Annotated in this window: 18 protein-coding genes and 1 riboswitch; of the genes, 12 read left to right on the top strand and 6 right to left on the bottom strand. The window is 60.0% G+C overall.

Annotated features, from left to right (window positions below; translation table 11 throughout):
* Position 1 precedes the first annotated feature (1 nt).
* A complete protein-coding gene (locus tag ACOYQJ_RS10850) occupies positions 2-1,021 on the bottom strand; it encodes a TraB/GumN family protein (protein WP_422906046.1) in 1,020 nt (339 codons plus the stop codon).
* 33 nt (positions 1,022-1,054) lie between these two features.
* Between ACOYQJ_RS10850 and ACOYQJ_RS10845 the strand changes: the two genes are divergently transcribed.
* Positions 1,055-1,747 (top strand): DUF2161 domain-containing phosphodiesterase, encoded by a 693-nt coding sequence (locus ACOYQJ_RS10845; protein ID WP_422906277.1) that lies wholly within the window; start codon positions 1,055-1,057, stop codon positions 1,745-1,747.
* Positions 1,744-2,127 carry a nuclear transport factor 2 family protein gene (locus ACOYQJ_RS10840; protein WP_422906045.1) on the top strand — a complete coding sequence of 128 codons (384 nt, stop codon included), beginning with the start codon at positions 1,744-1,746 and terminating at the stop codon, positions 2,125-2,127. Before ACOYQJ_RS10845 ends, ACOYQJ_RS10840 begins: the two co-directional genes overlap by 4 nt.
* A gap of 3 nt (positions 2,128-2,130) precedes the next feature.
* Here ACOYQJ_RS10840 and ACOYQJ_RS10835 read toward each other — a convergent pair whose 3' ends face one another.
* Complete coding sequence (locus ACOYQJ_RS10835; protein WP_422906044.1) at positions 2,131-3,048, bottom strand: DMT family transporter; 918 nt, start codon at positions 3,046-3,048, stop codon at positions 2,131-2,133.
* 351 nt (positions 3,049-3,399) lie between these two features.
* On the opposite strand from ACOYQJ_RS10835, the gene ACOYQJ_RS10830 reads away from it, so the two are divergent.
* From ACOYQJ_RS10830 to ACOYQJ_RS10810, 5 genes are all read left to right on the top strand, one after another.
* A complete protein-coding gene (locus ACOYQJ_RS10830; protein WP_422906043.1) occupies positions 3,400-3,687 on the top strand; it encodes a co-chaperone GroES in 288 nt (95 codons plus the stop codon).
* A 63-nt stretch (positions 3,688-3,750) separates the two neighbouring features.
* On the top strand, positions 3,751-5,391 hold the full coding sequence (gene groL / locus ACOYQJ_RS10825) for a chaperonin GroEL (protein ID WP_422906042.1): 1,641 nt from the start codon (positions 3,751-3,753) through the stop codon (positions 5,389-5,391).
* Between the two features lie 210 nt (positions 5,392-5,601).
* A complete protein-coding gene (locus ACOYQJ_RS10820) occupies positions 5,602-6,447 on the top strand; it encodes a diguanylate cyclase domain-containing protein (protein WP_422906041.1) in 846 nt (281 codons plus the stop codon).
* 38 nt (positions 6,448-6,485) lie between these two features.
* Positions 6,486-7,115: a ribonuclease HII gene (gene rnhB, locus ACOYQJ_RS10815; RefSeq protein WP_422906040.1), complete on the top strand. Its 630-nt coding sequence runs from the start codon at positions 6,486-6,488 to the stop codon at positions 7,113-7,115.
* Positions 7,116-7,203: 88 nt separating this feature from the next.
* Positions 7,204-8,319 (top strand): site-specific DNA-methyltransferase, encoded by a 1,116-nt coding sequence (locus ACOYQJ_RS10810; RefSeq protein ID WP_422906039.1) that lies wholly within the window; start codon positions 7,204-7,206, stop codon positions 8,317-8,319.
* A 116-nt stretch (positions 8,320-8,435) separates the two neighbouring features.
* Here ACOYQJ_RS10810 and ACOYQJ_RS10805 read toward each other — a convergent pair whose 3' ends face one another.
* Positions 8,436-8,891 carry a YbjN domain-containing protein gene (locus ACOYQJ_RS10805; protein ID WP_422906038.1) on the bottom strand — a complete coding sequence of 152 codons (456 nt, stop codon included), beginning with the start codon at positions 8,889-8,891 and terminating at the stop codon, positions 8,436-8,438.
* A gap of 163 nt (positions 8,892-9,054) precedes the next feature.
* On the opposite strand from ACOYQJ_RS10805, the gene ACOYQJ_RS10800 reads away from it, so the two are divergent.
* Both ACOYQJ_RS10800 and ACOYQJ_RS10795 read left to right on the top strand, forming a co-directional pair.
* Positions 9,055-9,927, top strand: coding sequence for a DMT family transporter (locus ACOYQJ_RS10800; protein ID WP_422906037.1), 873 nt, complete (start codon positions 9,055-9,057; stop codon positions 9,925-9,927).
* 127 nt (positions 9,928-10,054) lie between these two features.
* Positions 10,055-12,016 (top strand): methyl-accepting chemotaxis protein, encoded by a 1,962-nt coding sequence (locus tag ACOYQJ_RS10795; RefSeq protein WP_422906036.1) that lies wholly within the window; start codon positions 10,055-10,057, stop codon positions 12,014-12,016.
* Between the two features lie 21 nt (positions 12,017-12,037).
* Here ACOYQJ_RS10795 and aroC read toward each other — a convergent pair whose 3' ends face one another.
* A complete protein-coding gene (gene aroC / locus ACOYQJ_RS10790) occupies positions 12,038-13,144 on the bottom strand; it encodes a chorismate synthase (RefSeq protein WP_422906035.1) in 1,107 nt (368 codons plus the stop codon).
* Positions 13,145-13,237: 93 nt separating this feature from the next.
* A riboswitch (TPP riboswitch) is annotated at positions 13,238-13,348 on the top strand.
* Positions 13,349-13,387: 39 nt separating this feature from the next.
* On the opposite strand from aroC, the gene thiB reads away from it, so the two are divergent.
* From thiB to ACOYQJ_RS10775, 3 genes are read left to right on the top strand one after another with little or no spacing between them, the layout of a single operon-like run.
* A complete protein-coding gene (gene thiB / locus ACOYQJ_RS10785; RefSeq protein ID WP_422906034.1) occupies positions 13,388-14,368 on the top strand; it encodes a thiamine ABC transporter substrate binding subunit in 981 nt (326 codons plus the stop codon).
* A complete protein-coding gene (locus tag ACOYQJ_RS10780; protein ID WP_422906033.1) occupies positions 14,344-15,861 on the top strand; it encodes an ABC transporter permease family protein in 1,518 nt (505 codons plus the stop codon). The genes thiB and ACOYQJ_RS10780 overlap by 25 nt, the downstream gene beginning before the upstream one ends.
* Positions 15,848-16,555 (top strand): thiamine ABC transporter ATP-binding protein, encoded by a 708-nt coding sequence (locus tag ACOYQJ_RS10775; RefSeq protein WP_422906032.1) that lies wholly within the window; start codon positions 15,848-15,850, stop codon positions 16,553-16,555. Before ACOYQJ_RS10780 ends, ACOYQJ_RS10775 begins: the two co-directional genes overlap by 14 nt.
* A gap of 112 nt (positions 16,556-16,667) precedes the next feature.
* On the opposite strand, the gene ACOYQJ_RS10770 is transcribed toward ACOYQJ_RS10775, so the two are convergent.
* The gene (locus tag ACOYQJ_RS10770; protein WP_422906031.1) at positions 16,668-17,519 is read right to left on the bottom strand and encodes a cytochrome c1; all 852 of its coding nucleotides are present in this window, start codon (positions 17,517-17,519) and stop codon (positions 16,668-16,670) included.
* 18 nt (positions 17,520-17,537) lie between these two features.
* Entirely contained in the window at positions 17,538-18,875 is a 1,338-nt protein-coding gene (gene petB / locus ACOYQJ_RS10765) for a cytochrome b (RefSeq protein ID WP_422906030.1), read from the bottom strand.
* Between the last annotated feature and the right edge of the window lie 5 nt (positions 18,876-18,880).

Here is an 18,880-nt window from a genome sequence, read left to right as displayed (position 1 = left end):
TTCAGAAGGGCTGCCGCGTCATGTGGTAGCCCTTCTTTGCGAGCAGGTTCAGCACGCCAAACTCGCCCGAAAGATGCGCCGCGCCAAAGCCGGCAACCACCGGGCCTTCGGTTTCGGACAGGGCTTGTTCCAGCACCGGTATCCAGTTTTTGTTGCGGTTGATCAGCAGGCTGTGTTCAAACGCAGCGGTGGCGGCCGCGGCGTCTTCGGGGCTTTGGTTCGCCTCGATCGGGCTGAGCAACGTGGTCACCAGCCAGCTTTCGGCATGATGCTGATCGACGTAAGCGGCCATCAGTGTTTCAAACAGATCGGCGCTGCCTTCGGGGTCGGCAAGCGCCGAGCGCATCAGCGTGATCTGATCTTCGATGGGCGTGTCACCAAAGACCTTCAGTGCGACATCAAAGGGTTCCAGCGCACGGGTGGGGATGTTGGCCGCGTCCGCTGCCGCTTCGATCCGGGCATCAAGGCCGTTCTGCTCGGCCAATTCCTGGGCAAGGCAGGGCGGCATTCCAAGCAGCATCGAAATGTACCAGGGCTGGAACTTGGCGGCCATGAAGGGTGGAATCCCGCGGGCGGACATGGCTTTGGACAAAAGCTGCCAATCATCCTCGGACATCAGTTCGGGCAGGGTGGTGTCCTTCAGAACAATCAGCCCCGGATCCGTTGCCATTGAGGAGGTCAGCTGATTGCGTTCCTTCGCGGTCATCTCGAGCAGGACCATGGATGCGCTTTCGACAACCGGGATCAGCCGGGCGATCGGCCCCGCCAGACGCGGGTCATCGAGATGCACGGTGCCGATCAGATGCAACACTTCGCCGTCTTTCTCGGCGGTCCAGTGGTTGCCGGTCGTGAAGGGGCGCGTGTCCAGCATGTCCGCCAGTTCGGCGCGTTGATCCGGTGACAACGTTGGGCGCAGGTCCTGCCCCTGACAGGCGGCATGCAGCGGCGCGGCGAAAGCCAGCAGGGCGAAGAGTGGGGCAATCAGTCGGAGCATCTTGGCCTTTCGGGTCAGTTTGGGCATTGTGGCGCAGTATCACGGGGAATGCTGGCGAACATGCGGCGGGAAAGCGATCTTTATGCACCGCTCAAGACCTACCTTGAAGCTCAGGGCTATGAGGTCAAGGGCGAGGTGGGCGCTGCCGACGTGATGGCGCGGCGCGGCGATGAACCCTTGGTGATCGTCGAGTTGAAATTGCGCATCACGCTGTCGCTGTTTCATCAGGCCGTGGCCCGGCTTTCGGTGACGGATCTGGTTTACGTCGCGGTGCCAAAACCCAAGGGCAAGTCGGCCCGGCGGGCATTGAAAGACAATCTGGCAATGTGCCGCCGCCTGGCGCTGGGGTTTATCACGGTCCGGGAGGATGGCACCGTCGAAGTACACTGCGATCCCGGCCCCTATGCGCCCCGCAAGAACAAGAAGAAACAGGATCGGCTGTTGCGCGAATTCGAACGCCTGCGCGGTGATCCCAACGATGGCGGCGCGACGCGCCACGGCATCGTCACCGGCTATCGGCAAGACGCGCTGGCCTGCGCGGCCTATCTGGCCAACAGCGGGCCGGAAAAGGGCTCGATCGTGGCCAAGGCAGCGCAGGTGCCAAAGGCCACGACGATCATGCGAGACAACCACTATGGCTGGTTCGAAAAGGTCGAAAAGGGTGTCTATGCCCTGACGCGCACGGGCCGCGACGGGCTGGCGCATTGGGCCTACAGTTGGGGCGAAGACAGCGCGGAAAAGGACGATACATGACCAATCTTGATCGCAACAAGAGCAACGTCACCGCCTTCTACGACCTGATGTTCAACCGATGCGCCCCGCGCGAGGCGATCGAGCGTTATGTCGGCGAGGTCTACATCCAGCACAACCCGCATGTGGTCAGCGGCAAGGATGGCTTCATCGACTATTTCGAGCGTATGGCCCGCGATTATCCCGGCAAGTCCGTCATCTTCAAACGGGTGATTGCCGAAGGAGACAAGGTCGTTCTGCACTGCCACCAGATCTGGCCCGAGGGTTTGGAATACGCCGGAATTGACATCTTTCGGCTGGATGAGAACGGCAAGATCGTCGAGCATTGGGATGTGCTTCAGCAGCTGCCCAAGGAGTCGGCCAATGACAACGGGATGTTCTGAGATTCAGGACTTGGCTGACTTTTTTGCCAGCCGTTCGCGGTGCAGCGTATATAGCCCCGAGGCGACGATGATCGCGCAGCCCAAAAGGGTCCAGCGGTCCGGTAAATCGGCGAACACCACATAGCCGTAGAAGGTGCCCCAAAGGATCATCGAATAGTGCAAGGGCGCCAGAACCACCGCCTGCGCGATGTCCAGGGCACGGATCACAAGGATTTCGCCAATGGCTGCTGTCCCGGCCAGACCAAAGATCAGGGCCCAGGTCTGCCAACCCTCTGGCGACTGCCAGACAAAGGGCTGGGCAAACGAGATCACCACTGTCGCGGTGATCGAAGTATAGGCCACCGTTGTCAAGGCGTCGTCGGTGCCGCTCAGCCAGCGAGACAGGATTTGCCGCGTGGCGAAAAGACTGGCCGCAATCACCACCAAAAGGATCGCGGGATGAAAGACGCCCATGCCGGGGCGGATCACGATAAGCATCCCGACAAAACCGATGGCGACGGCAATCCAGCGCCGCACCCCAACAGGTTCGCGCAGCAGCAAAGCGCCCAGCAGCGTGACGATGAAGGGGGCCACAAAGGTCACAGCGACCGCATCGGCCAGCGGCACATGACTCAGCGCAAAGATAAAACACGCGGCCGAGCCGACGGCGGCGACGCCGCGCGCGATCTGCAACTTGGGGTTCGGCGTGCGCAGAACATGTCCACCGCGCAGCGCGAGCAGCACCATGACTCCAAGGAACAGCCCGGACATCCGCAGAAAGACGATCTGAAGGGGGTGAAAGCTTTCGGTCAGCATCTTTGACTGCACGTCGCCGGCCGCAAAGAAGAAAAACCCAAGGCTCATCAGGATGATCCCGCGCAGATTATTGGGGCTCGCGGGGGAGGGCGCCGTTTCAATCGGCGTAGTGGTCTGCAGGGGCATGTCGGATTTCCGGTTTGTGCAGTTAGGCTTGGGCGATTGCCGGGCAGCCGTCAAGCCGGAAGGCAGCTGGCGGGAAAATACGTGCGCGTAAGGCCGTGCACGAAACGATTTTTGAGCAAAACGCCCGTTCCTATAAGGGTAATCGGCGACATGCAGGCAAAAGCGGCGCGGCTGGATAGGTGTGCCCCCGGTCCCGCAATCGGAGCGATCAAAATTTTTCCAAATTGAGCTGTTGACTCACTCCTTCCCGGTGCCTAGCTATGCGTCGTTAGCACTCGACCTAGATGAGTGCTAACGCCTCTTGGGCAACGAGAGGCTTTGGGACTTAACTTTGAGCAAGGAGACTCGAAGATGGCATTTAAACCGCTTCATGACCGCGTGCTGGTTCGCCGTACCGAGAGCGACGAAAAGACCAAGGGTGGTCTGATCATCCCCGAAAGCGCCAAGGAAAAGCCCGCCGAGGGCGAGATCGTGGCCTGCGGTGAAGGCGCACGCAAGGACAGCGGTGAGCTGATCGCAATGGCTGTTTCGGCTGGCGACAAAGTTCTCTTCGGCAAGTGGTCCGGTACCGAAGTGACCGTCGACGGCGAAGAGCTGCTGATCATGAAAGAGAGCGACATCCTCGGCATTATCGCCTGAAGGAAAGCGGGTTAATCCCGCTGTTTGCTTTCCCTATCCAACTAATTCTCAGGAGAGATCGATATGTCTGCAAAGGACGTCAAATTCGATACCGATGCCCGCAACAAAATGCTGCGCGGCGTTAACATCCTCGCCGATGCGGTGAAGGTAACCCTCGGCCCCAAAGGCCGTAACGTCATTCTGGACAAGTCCTTTGGCGCGCCGCGCATCACCAAGGACGGTGTCTCGGTTGCCAAAGAGATCGAGCTGGAAGACAAGTTCGAGAACATGGGCGCCCAGATGGTGAAGGAAGTCGCTTCCCGCACCAACGACGAAGCTGGCGACGGCACCACCACCGCGACGGTTCTGGCGCAAGCCATCGTCAAGGAAGGCCTCAAGCAGGTTGCAGCGGGTCTGAACCCGATGGACCTCAAGCGTGGCATCGATCTGGCCACCTCCAAAGTCGTTCAGGCGATCAAAGACGCGGCACGCCCGGTTTCGGACAGCGAAGAAGTCGCTCAGGTTGGCACCATCTCCGCCAACGGCGAATCCGAGATTGGCCGTCAGATTGCTGACGCCATGCAGAAAGTCGGCAACGAGGGTGTGATCACCGTCGAAGAGAACAAAGGCCTCGAGACCGAGACCGATGTCGTCGAAGGTATGCAGTTCGACCGCGGCTACCTGTCGCCCTACTTCGTGACCAATCCCGACAAGATGGTTGCCGAGCTGGATGACTGCATGATCCTGCTGCACGAAAAGAAACTGTCGTCGCTTCAGCCGATGGTTCCGCTGCTCGAGCAGGTGATCCAGTCGCAAAAGCCGCTGCTGATCATCGCGGAAGACGTCGAAGGCGAAGCGCTGGCGACCCTCGTTGTCAACAAGCTGCGCGGCGGCCTGAAAATTGCTGCCGTCAAGGCACCGGGCTTTGGCGATCGTCGTAAGGCCATGCTGCAGGACATCGCAATCCTGACCGGCGGTCAGGTGATTTCCGAAGATCTGGGCATGAAGCTCGAGTCCGTGACCATGGACATGCTGGGCACCGCCAAGACCGTCAACATTACCAAAGACGAGACCACCATCGTTGATGGTCACGGCGAGAAGGCCGAGATCCAGGCACGTGTTGCCCAGATCCGCACCCAGATCGAAGAGACCACCAGCGACTACGACCGTGAAAAGCTGCAAGAGCGCGTTGCCAAACTGGCAGGCGGTGTTGCCGTTATCCGCGTCGGTGGCATGACCGAAATCGAAGTCAAAGAGCGTAAGGACCGCGTTGACGACGCCCTGAACGCAACCCGCGCAGCCGTGCAGGAAGGCATCGTCGTTGGCGGTGGTACTGCTCTGGTTCAGGGTGCCAAGGCGCTTGACGGCCTGACCGGTGCAAACAGCGACCAGAACGCCGGTATCGCCATCGTGCGCCGCGCGCTGGAAGCTCCGATGCGCCAGATCGCCGAAAACGCAGGCGTTGACGGTTCGGTTGTGGCGGGCAAAGTCCGCGAAAGCGACGATCCCAAGTTTGGCTACAACGCTCAGACCGACGAATATGGTGACATGTTCAAGTTTGGCGTGATCGACCCGGCCAAGGTTGTGCGTACCGCTCTGGAAGACGCGGCCTCGGTTGCTGGTCTGCTGATCACCACCGAAGCCATGGTCGCCGACAAGCCGTCCAAGGACGGCGGTGCCGGCGGCGGCATGCCCGACATGGGCGGCATGGGCGGCATGATGTAAGACGGTTTCGCTTAGCGAAACGTGTCTAACTGGTGGCAGGTCTTGTGCCTGCTTCCCACCGCAGAAAATAATGAGGGCGTCCCATCTGGGGCGCCCTTTTTGTGTCTTTGCCGATTTGCCTAAAATCCTGACTGACTGTTCTGCCTGGGTTCACCGATCTTTAAGGCACCAAGTGATTTGCTGGGTATTGGACAGAAAGGGGTTTGTCCGATGTGGCTCTACCGGGCGCTGGATTTCGTCTTTCCGACGTCATTCGCGGCAAAACTTGTATTTGTGGCGCTCTGCGGCATGGCTTTGCCGCCGCTGCTTGTGGGCGTCTATTTGTTCGCTGAAGGCGGACTGCGGTCGCTTGCGCAGCCCAGCTATGTGCTGTTTCTAATCAGTTCTGGTATGGCGACGGCCTTGGTGATCCCCAGCTTGATCGCGCTTCTGGAGCCGTTGTCGCATATGGGCAAAGCCCTGTCCGGGATGGAGAAACGGCGCGAATTCACGCCGCTGCCCGAAGAGTATCGCGACTACCTTGGGCAGATGATGATGACGTCGAACGCGATTGCGCGGGCGATGGGCGCGCGAGTGGACCCTCGCTTTTCTAAAGGGCATTTGAATCCCCTGACCGGCGTTCTGGATCAAAATGGGTTTGAACTGGCGTTGAGGCGCCAGGGGCGCGGCACATTGGTTATGCTTCATATCGACAATATGCAGGGGATCAGGAGCGAGCATGGCAATGCCCTCGCCGATGCCTTGTTGGCACAGGCCGGGCAGGCGATCCGGACCGAGTTGCGCGATGGCGATCTGGTTGGGCATGTGGGTGACGCGGAGTTCGGGCTTTGGCTGAAAGGGGCAGGGCGGGTGGTGTCACGTCACGTTGCCGAACGTGTTTGTGCTGCGGTCAAACAGGCAACCGTGCACGAATTGCCTGGTGTGACCCTGTCGGCGGGGGCCGCCGTACGGGGCGAAAAGGAAACTCTGAAAGATCTCAGCGACCGGGCCGATACCGCCTGGCGCGAGGCCAGCGCCCGAGGGGACTGGGTGGAAGTGGCCCGTGGCGTCGGCTGACCCTTGCCTGTCGCGCGCCTTTGCTGTTTCACAGGGGGATGTTGCCGCTGAATACAAGTTTCGAGTCGCCCTTGTGGCGCAAAGGCCTGCGTGTCGCGGGGGTGGATGAAGTTGGCCGGGGGCCTCTGGCTGGCCCGGTGGTCGCTGCCGCGGTGGTATTGAACCCGGATGCTTTTCCAGATGGCCTGCGGGACTCCAAAACGCTGAGCGCCAAGCGGCGGAAGGCCATCACACTTTTGATCCGGCAACAGGCGGCTGTCGGGATTGGCGCGGCCACAGTTGAAGAGATTGACGAGATCAACATTCTGCAGGCGACCTATCTGGCGATGCGACGCGCCGTCGCTGACTTGCCGCATCCGCCCGACCATTTGCTGATCGACGGCAACCGTCTTCCGCCCTATTTGCCCTGCCCGGCGACCACAATTGTGCGCGGCGACGGCAAATCTCCGTCCATCGCCGCGGCCTCAATTGTGGCGAAAACGTGGCGGGATGATGTCATGAAGAAGATCGCGACACAGTTCCCGGGATATGGTTGGGAAACAAACGCCGGATATCCGACGAAGTGTCACAAATCTGCCCTCCAAAATCTTGGTGTGACCCCACACCATAGACGTTCGTTTAAACCGATCCACAATATCTTGTATCAAGATGAAATCGGAAGTGACTGATTTAAAAAAGAAATTGACCAAGAATCAGCTAAGCTACAGATTCGACGCCAAGGACAGAGCGCAAAAAGCGCCGGGACAGAGGCAGAGAATGACAAAGATGACCAAGCTGAAGAGCGTGGATGCGCTCCCACTCAATACGATTCTGGACGGGGACTGCATCGATGTGATGAACAGTCTTCCGGAGGCATCTGTGGACCTGATTTTTGCGGATCCTCCCTACAATCTTCAGCTGAAAGGCGATCTTCATCGGCCCGATAATTCCCGCGTCGATGCGGTCGACGATCACTGGGACCAATTTTCAAGTTTCGCCGTCTATGATAAGTTTACCCAAGACTGGTTGAAGGCGGCACGCCGATTGCTCAAGCCCGACGGGGCGATCTGGGTAATCGGTTCCTATCACAACATTTTTCGGGTCGGTACAGCGCTTCAGAATGAAGGCTACTGGATCCTGAACGATGTCGTCTGGCGCAAGGCCAATCCGATGCCGAACTTCCGCGGCAAGCGGTTCACCAATGCACATGAAACGATGATCTGGGCCTCCAAATCCGAGGGCGCCAAGTACACCTTTAATTACGAGGCGCTGAAATCGCTGAACGAAGGCATCCAGATGCGCAGCGACTGGGTTCTGCCGATCTGCAACGGCGGCGAACGCCTGAAGGACGCCAATGGCGACAAGGCGCATCCGACGCAGAAACCGACCAGCCTGCTGCACCGCGTACTGGTGGGCAGCACGAATCCGGGCGATGTTGTCCTTGACCCTTTCTTCGGCACGGGAACCACCGGCGCTGTGGCCAAGATGCTGGGCCGCGACTGGATCGGCATCGAACGCGAGGCGGCCTATCGCGAGGTTGCCAGCAAGCGGATCGCAGACATTCGTCCTTTTGACAAGTCGTCCTTGCAGGTCAGCACGTCGAAACGTGCAGAGCCGCGCGTGCCTTTCGGCCAGTTGGTCGAGCGCGGCATGCTGCGCCCCGGTGAGCAATTGTGGAGCATGAATGGCCGCCATAAGGTCAAGGTCCGCGCTGATGGCACACTGATTGGCGATGACGTAAAAGGCAGCATCCATCAGGTTGGCGCTGCGCTGGAAGGTGCGCCAAGCTGCAACGGTTGGACCTACTGGTGCTTCAAGCGTGACGGCAAGACCGTGCCGATCGACGTGCTGCGTCAGCAGATCCGCTCGGAAATGGAAGACCGCCCCAACTAAGCGTTCCCTTCGGAATTATCGAACACCGCCGGTGCCTTGTGAGTGTCATCCAAGGCATCAACTATCCCCGCCTGCGCGTCAGGCGGGGCTTTTTCGTCATTTGTAGGGCTGCGGTCTTACCAGTCTATGAAGTCTTCGAATTCGCCCATGACTTTGGTCCACATTTTGAAGTTGTCGAGAAAGTTCTCTTCGCTGACACCGTAGTCGATGTTGAGATCCATCTGCAAAAAAGGGTCCATTTCGTCATCCAGATAGACCACGGCATAACGCTTTTCAGCGTTCCAATTGTTGGCTTTGGAAAATTCCATGCCCTGGTTCAGATCAAATGCAACCTGGAACTGGATGGTGCGGCAATCGACGTTATCCGTGCAATCGTAAAAGTAGATCTGAAAAGCTGTGCCGTCGGATTTGCCTGAGATTTTCGGATCACCAAGCGAGTCGTTTCCGAGTTCAACCGCGTAACCTTCTGAGCGCAAAAGATCGTACAGGCGCGCGGGGTTGGAGGCGTCAACATCGGCCATGGCGCCAGAGGCCGCGGCGATCAGAACGGCGCCAAGAATGCTGTGCTTCATCGGAAATGTCCCCTTGTTGGCATTGGGCAACCCTAGCAAGGGCGCTTTATCGCGGCAACGGATGGTATGGCGCCGATCCGCAGTTTCAGGCCTGAACAAATGGCCAGTGAAAATCCGATGAAAACCGGTTTCCTCTGGTCAGATTGCGTTCTAATGCTTTGTCATGGATTTTCGCGCACTCATCATGGGACTGGCCTTCGCGGTCATGTGGTCCTCGGCTTTCACTTCGGCCCGCATCATTGTCGCATCAGCGCCGCCGCTGTCGGCGCTGGCGCTGCGCTTTCTGATTTCCGGGCTGTTGGCGGTCATCATCGCCAAAGCGATGCGGCAAAGCTGGCGCCTGACGCGGGCACAGTGGAAAGCGACGATCATCTTCGGGATCTGCCAGAACGCGTTGTATCTAGGGCTGAACTTTGTCGCCATGCAGACGGTCGAAGCCTCGCTCGCGGCAATCATCGCTTCAACCATGCCGTTGCTGGTTGCCTTGACCGGCTGGCTGTTTCTGGGGGACAAGCTGCGCCCGCTCAGCCTGCTTGGTCTGGTGGCGGGCGTCGCAGGCGTCGCGCTGATCATGGGCGCCCGGTTTGGCGGTGGGTTCGATCCGTACGGCGTTTCGCTGTGCGTGGTTGGGGTCGTGGCCCTTACGGTGGCCACTTTGGCACTGCGCGGGGCGATGACCGGGGGCAACTTTCTTATGGTCGTCGGCTTGCAGATGTTGATCGGAAGCGCGGTGCTCTGGCCCTTTGCACTAGGGCTGGAGACACTTCAAATTGAGTGGTCTTCAAAGCTGATCCTTGCCTTCGCCTATACGACGCTGGTCCCCGGTCTTGCGGCCACATTTGTCTGGTTTCTGCTGGTCAATCGCATTGGTGCCGTGCGCGCTGCGACCTTCCATTTTCTCAATCCTTTCCTAGGAGTAGCGATTGCGGCGGTCGTCATCGGCGAAGCTTTGCGGCCGCTTGACATGGTTGGCGTCGCTGTGATTGCGGCGGGTATTCTCGCGGTGCAACTGTCCAAACTTCCCGCCCAAAAGTAGAGGAAACAACTGAAATTTTAGGAATTTCCCCTGAACCCGGGCGACCGCTTGTTAACGCTGAGGCGCAATAACGGTGGCGAAGATGTGAGGTGCATGAGGCACCCGTCATTTTGGCTTGAGGTTAGAGATGGGCAAATTCCTGAGTTATTTCCCTGTACGCGTGCAGGTCCTTTTTTCGGCTTCAATTCTGGTGGTCGCCTTGGTTGTGGTCGCGGCAACGTCGTGGCTGGTGAAGGAGTCTATGGCGGACAACATCTCATCACTGACGCGGAATTTCGAAAAGAACGATCTTCTGATGCACACGGAATTGGAACTGACTGCGGCGGAAACCAATCTGCTTCGGTTCTCATCGAACATGGATTCAAGCTGGACGGCAGTGCAAAACGCCTTGGATGAGGTTGTGGGCCAACTCTCATCAACTGAGGATCTTGGCTGGAATGATGCGCGTATGTCTCAGGAACTGGGCCAGATCGCTCAGGGGCTGCGCAGTCTGGATAGCTTGGCTGGTAAGGCGGACGCGGCCGAAACGGTTGAGCAACGAGCAACTTTGGCTGCGTCTGCGGATAGCGCCATTCGGACAGCACTATTCAAACTTTCCGCAGTCTCAAAGCAAACCGACGCCGCCGCCGAGAAGGTCGCGGCCGAGGCGGTGGAGCAAACGACCCGTGCCAATACACTTCTCCTGACCGTCAGTCTGTCGGCGATCGCAGGCAGTCTTGTTGTAACCTTCCTGTTCGGGCGGCTTCTGACGGTTCCGATTTCCGCGCTCGGCGACTCTGTCGGCAGGCTTGCCAAGGAGGATTATGAGTCGGAAGTGCAGGGGACCCAGCGCAAGGACGAACTTGGAAGCATTGCCCGCAATCTTTCGGACCTGAGAAACTCCCTGGCGGATGCGCAGAAAGCGACAGCGCAGGAACGCGATGCGAACGAGCGCCGCGTGTCGCTGTTCCTCGGTCTTGGTCGCGCCATGAACCTGCTGAAAGACGGCGAGGTTGGTCAGCAAATGCCCGCTTCTGAATGGCAGGATTTGGGGGAGGAATACGTAGCGCTTTGCAGCGATTTCAACGCGCTGTCCAACGGCCTGAAAGAGCTTGTTGACCAACTGCGCCACAGCGGTGAAAGCGTCCAGCAAAATTCGCAGGATCTGTCGGACATGTCGTCCGAGATGTCCCGGCGCGCCGAGCTTCAGGCCGCCACGCTTGAGGAAAGTGCGGCCGCATTGGAAGAGCTCGCCAACAGCGTTCAATCGGCAGCCGAGCGCGCCCAAAACGCGGACGAAAAAGTAGTCATGGGCCGGGAACGCGCAGAACGCGGCGGCGAAGTCATGGCACGGGCGCAGGCGGCGATGGGGTCGATTGCCAAGTCCTCTGACCAAATTACGCAGATCATCGGTGTCATTGACGACATTGCCTTTCAGACCAACTTGTTGGCCCTGAACGCGGGGGTCGAAGCGGCGCGGGCGGGCGAGTCCGGCAAAGGCTTTGCTGTCGTGGCATCGGAAGTGCGGTCCCTGGCGCAACGCGCCTCGGAATCGGCCAGCGAGATCAAGGAGCTTGTCTCCAACAGTTCGGCGCAGGTCGAGGATGGCGAACGGTTGGTCGAAGAAACCTCCATCACGCTGAAAGAGATCGTCGACAGCGTGAACGAAGTCTCGGTCATGGTGTCTGACATTGCGACATCAGCCAAGGAGCAGGCAAGCGGCGTTCAAGAGATCAATATCGGGGTTGCCGAACTCGATAAGGTCACACAGCAGAACGCGGCAATGGTCAACCAGACCACGGCGGCCAGCCGCCAGCTCAGCGAAGAGGCGGGGCGCTTGTCCGGCCTTCTGGCGCACTTCTCGCGCGGAGACGAGACGCCGAAGCAGGTCGAGGTGACCCCAGAAGAACTGGAAGCCCCTCGTGCGCCGACAATTGCAGATCGCCCGGTAACGGCCCATGGCGCCAGTGATCTGGAGGTCGAGCCAGAGCCGCTAAGCCCTTCTGATGGCGGCTGGGCCGACACCGTTGTCGAACCCGCAACCCCGGCCCCTTCGGAAGCCAGATACGCCGCCAATGGACGCGATAGCGAGGTCTGGAGCGATTTCTAGGAACCGGCCCGCGTGATATCTTCACGCGGGCCCGATCCGCCCTCCGGCCTCGCCGATCTGACCGCGATGCAGCAGCAGATGGTCAAGGATCACGCAGGCCATCATGGCCTCGCCGACCGGGACGGCGCGAATGCCGACACAGGGGTCGTGGCGGCCCTTGGTGATGATGGTGGTCTCTTCGCCCGATTTGGTGATGGTCCGGCGCGGGTTCAGGATAGACGACGTCGGTTTGACGGCAAAGCGCACGACCACCTCTTGCCCGGTGGAAATGCCGCCCAGAATGCCACCCGAATGGTTCGAGCTGTAGACCGGGCCATCCGGCCCCATTGTGATCTCATCCGCGTTTTCTGAACCGGTCAGTGTCGCGGCCTCCATGCCTTCGCCGATCTCAACGGCTTTGACGGCGTTGATCGACATCATGGCTGCCGCAAGATCGGTATCCAGCTTGCCATAGACCGGCGCCCCAAGGCCCGCGGGCACGCCGCGCGCCACAACCTCGATCACCGCGCCCACGCTGTCGCCGCTTTTGCGCAATTGGCCAAGGTAGTCGGCCCAGTCCTCGGCGGCTTTCGCATCCGGGCACCAAAATGGGTTCTGCGCGATCTGGGTCCGGTCAAAACGGCTGCGATCAATCTTGTGCGGGCCGATCTGGACCATATAGCCCTCGACTTCGATGCCCGGCAGGGCGGCGCCAAGCGCGGCACGGGCCAATCCGCCAGCGGCAACCCGCGCGGCGGTTTCGCGTGCCGAAGACCGCCCGCCACCGCGATAATCGCGGATGCCGTATTTCTGCCAATAGGTGATATCGGCGTGGCCGGGGCGGAACTTTTCGGCGATATCGCCATAATCCTTGGACCGCTGGTCCGTGTTCTCGATCATCAATTGCACAGGCGTGCCGGTGGTCTTGCCCTCGAAGACACCGGACAGAATGCGCACCGCGTCCGGTTCCTTGCGCTGGGTGGTGAACTTGTTCTGACCTGGTTTCCGTTTGTCCAACCACTGCTGGATCATCGCCTCATCGATCGCAACACCCGGAGGGCAGCCATCGACCGTTGCGCCCAAGGCAGGCCCGTGGCTTTCGCCCCATGTGGTGACGCGGAAGAGGTGACCGAAACTGTTGAGGCTCATGGCTGTTGACTCCTTTGCGGCAGTCCTAGGCCAGCGCGCGCCGGCTCTCAAGCCATTTCCCGCTTGAAGGACGGTCCCTGTGGCCCTAGGTTCCGCCCTACCTCGGGGTGGCGGAACATGATCCGTCTGAGATTTGCGTGCGCGCATCAACCCGTTGAACCTGAACCGGTTAACACCGGCGGAGGGAAGGTTAGGTGGTGACACTCCAATCTTGCCCTCTCGCCGCAGATATGGAGATACGCCATGAAGGCACTCACATTTGCAGCGGGATTGTTTGCAGCCAGCGCAGCGCTGGCGGACGATGCCGTTCTTACGGTCTATGCCCCGGATTATTTCGTATCCGAATGGGGCCCGGGCCCGAAAATAGAAGAATTGTTCGAGGCGCGTTGTGCCTGTGATCTGCAATTCAAACCCGGTGATCTGTTGCCGCGCCTCTTGCTGGAGGGCGCGCGGACCGAGGCCGACGTGGTCATCGGCCTGAATACCGATGTGACCAAGAAGGCGCGCGAAAGCGGGCTGTTTGCGCCACATGGGGTGGACCTTGCGCCGTTGACCATGCCGATTGCGTGGACCGACGATGTCTTTTTGCCGTTCAATTATGGCCACACGGCCTTTGTCTATGACACGACACGGATCGACACGCCGCCCGCCAGCTTTGATGATTTGTTGAACGCGCCGGATGACCTGCGGCTGGTGATTCAGGATCCCCGCAGTTCGATCTCGGGGCTGGCCTTGGTGCTTTGGGTGCAGGCGGTCTATGGCGATCAGGCGCAGGCCGCATGGGAAAAGCTCGCGCCCAAGATCGTCACGGTCACGCGCGGCTGGTCGGAATCCTACGGGCTGTTCACCGATGGCGAGGCGGATATGGTGTTGTCCTACACAACCTCGCCTGCGTACCACATCATTGCCGAAGGCGATGAGACCAAGAAGGCCGCGATCTTTCCCGAAGGGCATTATTTCATGGTGGAACTGGCTGCAAAGTTGGCCGGGACGGATCAGCCTGAACTGGCAGATCAGTTCATGAACTTCATCCTGTCAGCCGATTTCCAAGGTATGATCGCCACAGGCAACTGGTCGATCCCTGCCGCCTTGCCAAAGGGGCAATGGCCCGAAGGGTTCAAGAAACTCGATCTGCCTGAAAAGGTGCTTTTCTACTCCGAAGACGAGGCGGCCAGCCTGCGGGACGAGGCCATCGAGGCATGGCGCCGCGCGCTCTCTCAATAATCGCGGCTCTGGCCCTTGCGCTTTTGACGCTGGGGCCAATTGCCGTGGTCCTGATCCGGGCCGAGGGCTTTGCGGCCCTGCGGCCCGGTGACCTTGAAGCCATCCGCTTTACACTTTGGCAGGCCTTGCTGTCGGCGTTGTTCAGCTGCCTGTTTGCAGTGCCGGTGGCGCGGGCCTTGGCCCGGCGAAACTTTCCGGGCCGCGCCATTCTGGTGGCCTTATTGGGCGCGCCCTTCATTTTGCCGGTGATCGTGGCGGTGATGGGCCTGCTTGCGGTCTTTGGCGGTTCGGGAGTGCTGAACAAGGGATTGGGGGCGCTTGGTCTGCCGCGATTGGACATCTACGGGCTGCACGGCGTTGTTCTGGCGCATGTCTTTTTCAATTTGCCCTTGGCGACGCGCATGTTGTTGCAAGGGTGGCTGGCGATCCCGTCGGAACGTTTCCGTCTGGCCGCCACGCTGGGGCTGACGACCCGCGCGCAGTTCCTGATGCTGGAATGGCCCTTGCTGCGGCGCATCCTTCCGGGGGCCTTCGCGGTGATTTTTGTCATCTGCCTGACCAGCTTTGCGGTGGCCCTTACACTGGGGGGCGGGCCGCGTGCCACAACGGTGGAACTGGCGATCTATCAGGCGATGCGCTTTGACTTTGATCTTGGCCGCGCGGCGGTGTTGGCGGTGATCCAACTGGGGCTTGCCTTGATCGCCGGAGCGATCGCCTGGCGTGTGTCGGTCGGGACCGGCTTTGGTGTGGGGCTGGACCGTGCGCAGCCGCGCTGGGACGGGCGAGGGCTTGGGGCGCGGCTTTGGGATGCGGGCTGGATTGCATTGGTCGCCTTGTTTCTGCTCTTGCCGCTGGGCTTGGTGATCTTGCGCGGCGGGCCGGGACTTGCCCTTCTCAGTGCCGACACCTTCCGCGCTGCCGGGCATTCTCTGATGGTTGCCTTGGGGTCCACGGCGCTCTGCATGTTCTGGGCCTTGCCACTGGCGCACCGCAAGGGAGAGTTGTTGTCATTGGCGGCGATTGCGATCTCTCCTTTGGTTCTGGGGACCGGGCTGTTCCTGATCCTGCGACCGTTCGTTAACCCGTTCAGCATGGCCCTGCCGGTCACGGGATTGGTCAACGCGCTGATGTCCTTGCCCTTTGCCCTGCGCATCCTGCGCCCCGAGGCCGAGGCGATCCGCGCCGATTTCGGTCGCCTCGCGGCAACCTTGGGACTGACGCCGCGAGCTTGGGCGCTGTTGGTGCTGCTGCCGCGACTCAGGCGCCCCATGGGCTTTGCGGCGGGGCTGACCGCAGCGCTTGCGATGGGCGATCTTGGGGTGATTGCGCTGTTTGCCGATCCGGACCGGGCGACTTTGCCCTTGCAGGTCTACCGGCTGATGGGATCCTACCAGATGGAAGCGGCTTCGGGCGCGGCGCTGTTGTTGCTGGGGCTCAGTCTCGGGTTATTCTGGGTGTTTGATAGAGGAGGGCGCGTTGGTGCTGGTGCTTGATGCAATGCGCGTGGTCATGGACGGCTTTACGCTGGAGGGCGAGTTTTCGCTGGCACCGGGCCGCCAGGTCGCGGTGATCGGGCCGTCCGGGGCGGGAAAATCGACCTTGCTGGATGTCATTGCCGGTTTTTTGACGCTGGATCAGGGGCGCGTGTCGTGGCAGGGCAGAGACCTTTCCGCTTTGCCGCCGCAAGACCGCCCGGTGTCCATGCTGTTTCAGGATCAGAACCTGTTTCCGCATTTGAGCCTTGTCCGCAATCTCGGGCTGGCCTTGCGGCCAGATGGCGGACGATTGCAACCCGAGGAAGCAGAGCGCGTCGACTCCGCGATCAGCCGAATGGGGCTGGCGGGTTTGGCAGGTCGCAAACCCGGCGCGCTGTCGGGTGGGCAGCAGGCGAGGGGGGCTCTCGCGCGGGTGCTGTTGCAGGCGCGGCCGATCATCCTGCTCGACGAGCCCTTTGCGGCACTTGGCCCGGCCCTGCGGGCAGAGATGCTGGAAGAGGTTACAATGGTGGCCAAGGCATCTGGCGCCCTGGTGCTTCTGGTCAGTCACGACCCCTCCGACGCCCGCAATTTTGCGCAGGAGGTGGTTTTCGTCGACCAGGGCAGGGTTCATGCACCGGTCGAGACGAAAGCATTGTTTGATGACCCACCAGAGGCGTTGCAGGCCTACCTGGGCGCGGGCGCGGGGTGAAAAGGACCTGAGTGGCCAAGTCGATCAGACCCGCAATCTGAAAACTTTTGGAAAACGAAAAAGCCCCGCCGAATAGGGCGGGGCTTTCCAAATCAGCGGTCATTGACGCGCCTTAGTCTTCTTTGGCTTTGCGCTTGACCGGCGTCCACAGACGCTTGTTTGTCAGGTAAAGCAGCACCGAGAGGATCACGAGGAACAGCACGCCGGTGAAACCGGCTTGCTTGCGCGCCATCATCTTAGGCTCGGCAGTCCACATCAGGAAGGCCGCGACGTCTTGCGCTTCGTGGTGCAGCTCATTCGAGTGGCCATCGGCAAACTCGACGTCTTCACCATAAAGCGGTGCTGCCATGGCAATCCAGCTGCCGGGGTACAGGTGATTGCCGTTCTCGTCCTTGCACTCGTCAGGGTAACCGCCGGCCGCAAACACCGTGTTGTAATAGCCTTCAAAATCTTCGGGCGCACATTCGGGAGCTTCGTGGTAACCGTTCAGCAGAGAAGCGATATACTCGGGGCCGCCCATGCCTTTGATGAACTGGTTGATGCCCAGACCATAAGGGCCGTGGAAGCCCGCGCGCGCCTTCGCCATCAACGACAGGTCAGGGGCGCCGACACCAGTGTTGGCAGGGAAGTGATCCGATGGTTTGGCCGGACGGAAATCATCCAGTTCGGCGTCAAAGACTTCGAAGTTCTGCTCGGCATAGGCGCGTACCTGATCTTCTGGCAGTTGCGGCCCGCCTTCATCGCTCAGCGTCCGGATCGGAACGTACTTGATACCGTGGCAGGCAGAGCAGACTTCGGTGAAGATCTGAAGGCCGCGCTGCAGCTGGTTCTGGTCAAAGGTGCCGAAGGGGCCTTCGAACGAGAACTGAAAGTCCTCGACGTGGGACTCGCCACCGGCAGCGAATGCGCCACCGGCAGAGAGCGTCAGGGCCGTCAGGGCCGAGAGGGTGAGTTTCTTGAACATCTCATACGGTCCTTTCGATTACTCAGCCGGGGTGCCGGCTGCGTCACCTTTGGCTTTGCCATAGTGATCGTTGAAGTCTGCCTCGATCGTATCCGGTGTCGGCAGCGGCTTCTCGATCACGCCCATGAGCGGCAGGATGACCAGGAAGTAGGCGAACCAGTAGGCCGCGGCGATCAGCGAGAAGCTGGCATAGGGCTCTTCTGCGGGCATTGCGCCCAGCCACATCAGCACCATGAAGTCCAGGGCCAGAAGCCAGAACCACCACTTCAGCATCGGACGGAAACGGGCCGAACGAACCGAAGAGGTGTCCAGCCAAGGCGCCAGTGCCATCACGGCAATCGCACCGAACATCGCCAGAACACCAAAGAACTTGGCGTCGATGATGCCGCCGGTCACGAAGGACGCGATCTGAACAACCCATACCTCAGAGGTGAATGCACGCAGGATCGCGTAGAACGGCAGGAAGTACCATTCCGGAACGATGTGTGCAGGGGTCGAAAGCGGGTTGGCCTCAAGGTAGTTGTCGGGGTGGCCCAGATAGTTGGGCATGAAGCCGACGACAGCGAAGAAGACAGCCAGAACAACGGCAAGGGCAAAGACGTCCTTGATCACGAAGTAGGGCCAGAACGGCAGGGTGTCTTTCTCGACCGAGGCTTTGGAGTCGCGGCGCACTTCAACACCGGTCGGGTTGTTGTTGCCCGTGGTGTGGAACGCCCAGATGTGAACGGCGACAAGCGCAGCGATCACGAAGGGCAGCAGGTAGTGCAACGAGAAGAAGCGGTTCAGCGTCGCGTTGTCGACGGCAGGTCCGCCAAGCAGCCAGGTCTGGATCGGCTCACCGATCAGCGGGATCGCACCGAACAGACCGGTGATAACCGTCGCGCCCCAGAAGGACATCTGACCCCAAGGCAGAACGTAGCCCATGAAGGCGGTGCCCATCATAGCAAGGTAGATCAGCATGCCGACGATCCACGTGATCTCGCGCGGGGCCTTGTAAGAGCCGTAGTAGAGACCGCGGAAGATGTGGATGTAGACGGCCACGAAGAACAGCGAGGCGCCGTTCGCGTGCAGGTAACGGATCATGTAGCCGCCGTTCACGTCGCGCATGATGTGCTCGACGGAGGCAAAGGCCATGTCCACGTGGGGGGTGTAGTGCATGACAAGCACAATGCCTGTGACGATCATGTGCACCAAGCAATAGGCCAGCACGATGCCCCAAATCCACCACCAGTTCAGGTTCTTGGGGGTGGGGATCATGATGGTGTCATAGACCAGCCCGAGAATGGGAAGCCGCTTGTGCAGCCACTTCTCGCCATTGGTCTTGGGTTCGTAATGGTCGTGCGGAATACCGGACATGTGCG

Origin of the sequence: Pacificoceanicola algae, assembly GCF_049341065.1 — a bacterium.
In the GTDB taxonomy this organism is placed as follows: domain Bacteria; phylum Pseudomonadota; class Alphaproteobacteria; order Rhodobacterales; family Rhodobacteraceae; genus Pacificoceanicola.
The sequence above is the reverse complement of the archived record's forward strand: the minus strand, read 5'-3'. Positions and strand labels throughout refer to the sequence as shown.

What these genes read in the sequence shown, in the direction of transcription:
- ACOYQJ_RS10850 (WP_422906046.1), bottom strand. Translation starts at nt 1,021, where the DNA reads ATGCCCAAACTGACCCGAAAGGCCAAGATGCTCCGACTGATTGCCCCA.
- ACOYQJ_RS10845 (WP_422906277.1), top strand. Translation starts at nt 1,055, where the DNA reads ATGCGGCGGGAAAGCGATCTTTATGCACCGCTCAAGACCTACCTTGAA.
- ACOYQJ_RS10840 (WP_422906045.1), top strand. Translation starts at nt 1,744, where the DNA reads ATGACCAATCTTGATCGCAACAAGAGCAACGTCACCGCCTTCTACGAC.
- ACOYQJ_RS10835 (WP_422906044.1), bottom strand. Translation starts at nt 3,048, where the DNA reads ATGCCCCTGCAGACCACTACGCCGATTGAAACGGCGCCCTCCCCCGCG.
- ACOYQJ_RS10830 (WP_422906043.1), top strand. Translation starts at nt 3,400, where the DNA reads ATGGCATTTAAACCGCTTCATGACCGCGTGCTGGTTCGCCGTACCGAG.
- groL (WP_422906042.1), top strand. Translation starts at nt 3,751, where the DNA reads ATGTCTGCAAAGGACGTCAAATTCGATACCGATGCCCGCAACAAAATG.
- ACOYQJ_RS10820 (WP_422906041.1), top strand. Translation starts at nt 5,602, where the DNA reads ATGTGGCTCTACCGGGCGCTGGATTTCGTCTTTCCGACGTCATTCGCG.
- rnhB (WP_422906040.1), top strand. Translation starts at nt 6,486, where the DNA reads ATGTTGCCGCTGAATACAAGTTTCGAGTCGCCCTTGTGGCGCAAAGGC.
- ACOYQJ_RS10810 (WP_422906039.1), top strand. Translation starts at nt 7,204, where the DNA reads ATGACAAAGATGACCAAGCTGAAGAGCGTGGATGCGCTCCCACTCAAT.
- ACOYQJ_RS10805 (WP_422906038.1), bottom strand. Translation starts at nt 8,891, where the DNA reads ATGAAGCACAGCATTCTTGGCGCCGTTCTGATCGCCGCGGCCTCTGGC.
- ACOYQJ_RS10800 (WP_422906037.1), top strand. Translation starts at nt 9,055, where the DNA reads ATGGATTTTCGCGCACTCATCATGGGACTGGCCTTCGCGGTCATGTGG.
- ACOYQJ_RS10795 (WP_422906036.1), top strand. Translation starts at nt 10,055, where the DNA reads ATGGGCAAATTCCTGAGTTATTTCCCTGTACGCGTGCAGGTCCTTTTT.
- aroC (WP_422906035.1), bottom strand. Translation starts at nt 13,144, where the DNA reads ATGAGCCTCAACAGTTTCGGTCACCTCTTCCGCGTCACCACATGGGGC.
- thiB (WP_422906034.1), top strand. Translation starts at nt 13,388, where the DNA reads ATGAAGGCACTCACATTTGCAGCGGGATTGTTTGCAGCCAGCGCAGCG.
- ACOYQJ_RS10780 (WP_422906033.1), top strand. Translation starts at nt 14,344, where the DNA reads ATGGCGCCGCGCGCTCTCTCAATAATCGCGGCTCTGGCCCTTGCGCTT.
- ACOYQJ_RS10770 (WP_422906031.1), bottom strand. Translation starts at nt 17,519, where the DNA reads ATGTTCAAGAAACTCACCCTCTCGGCCCTGACGGCCCTGACGCTCTCT.
- petB (WP_422906030.1), bottom strand. Translation starts at nt 18,875, where the DNA reads ATGTCCGGTATTCCGCACGACCATTACGAACCCAAGACCAATGGCGAG.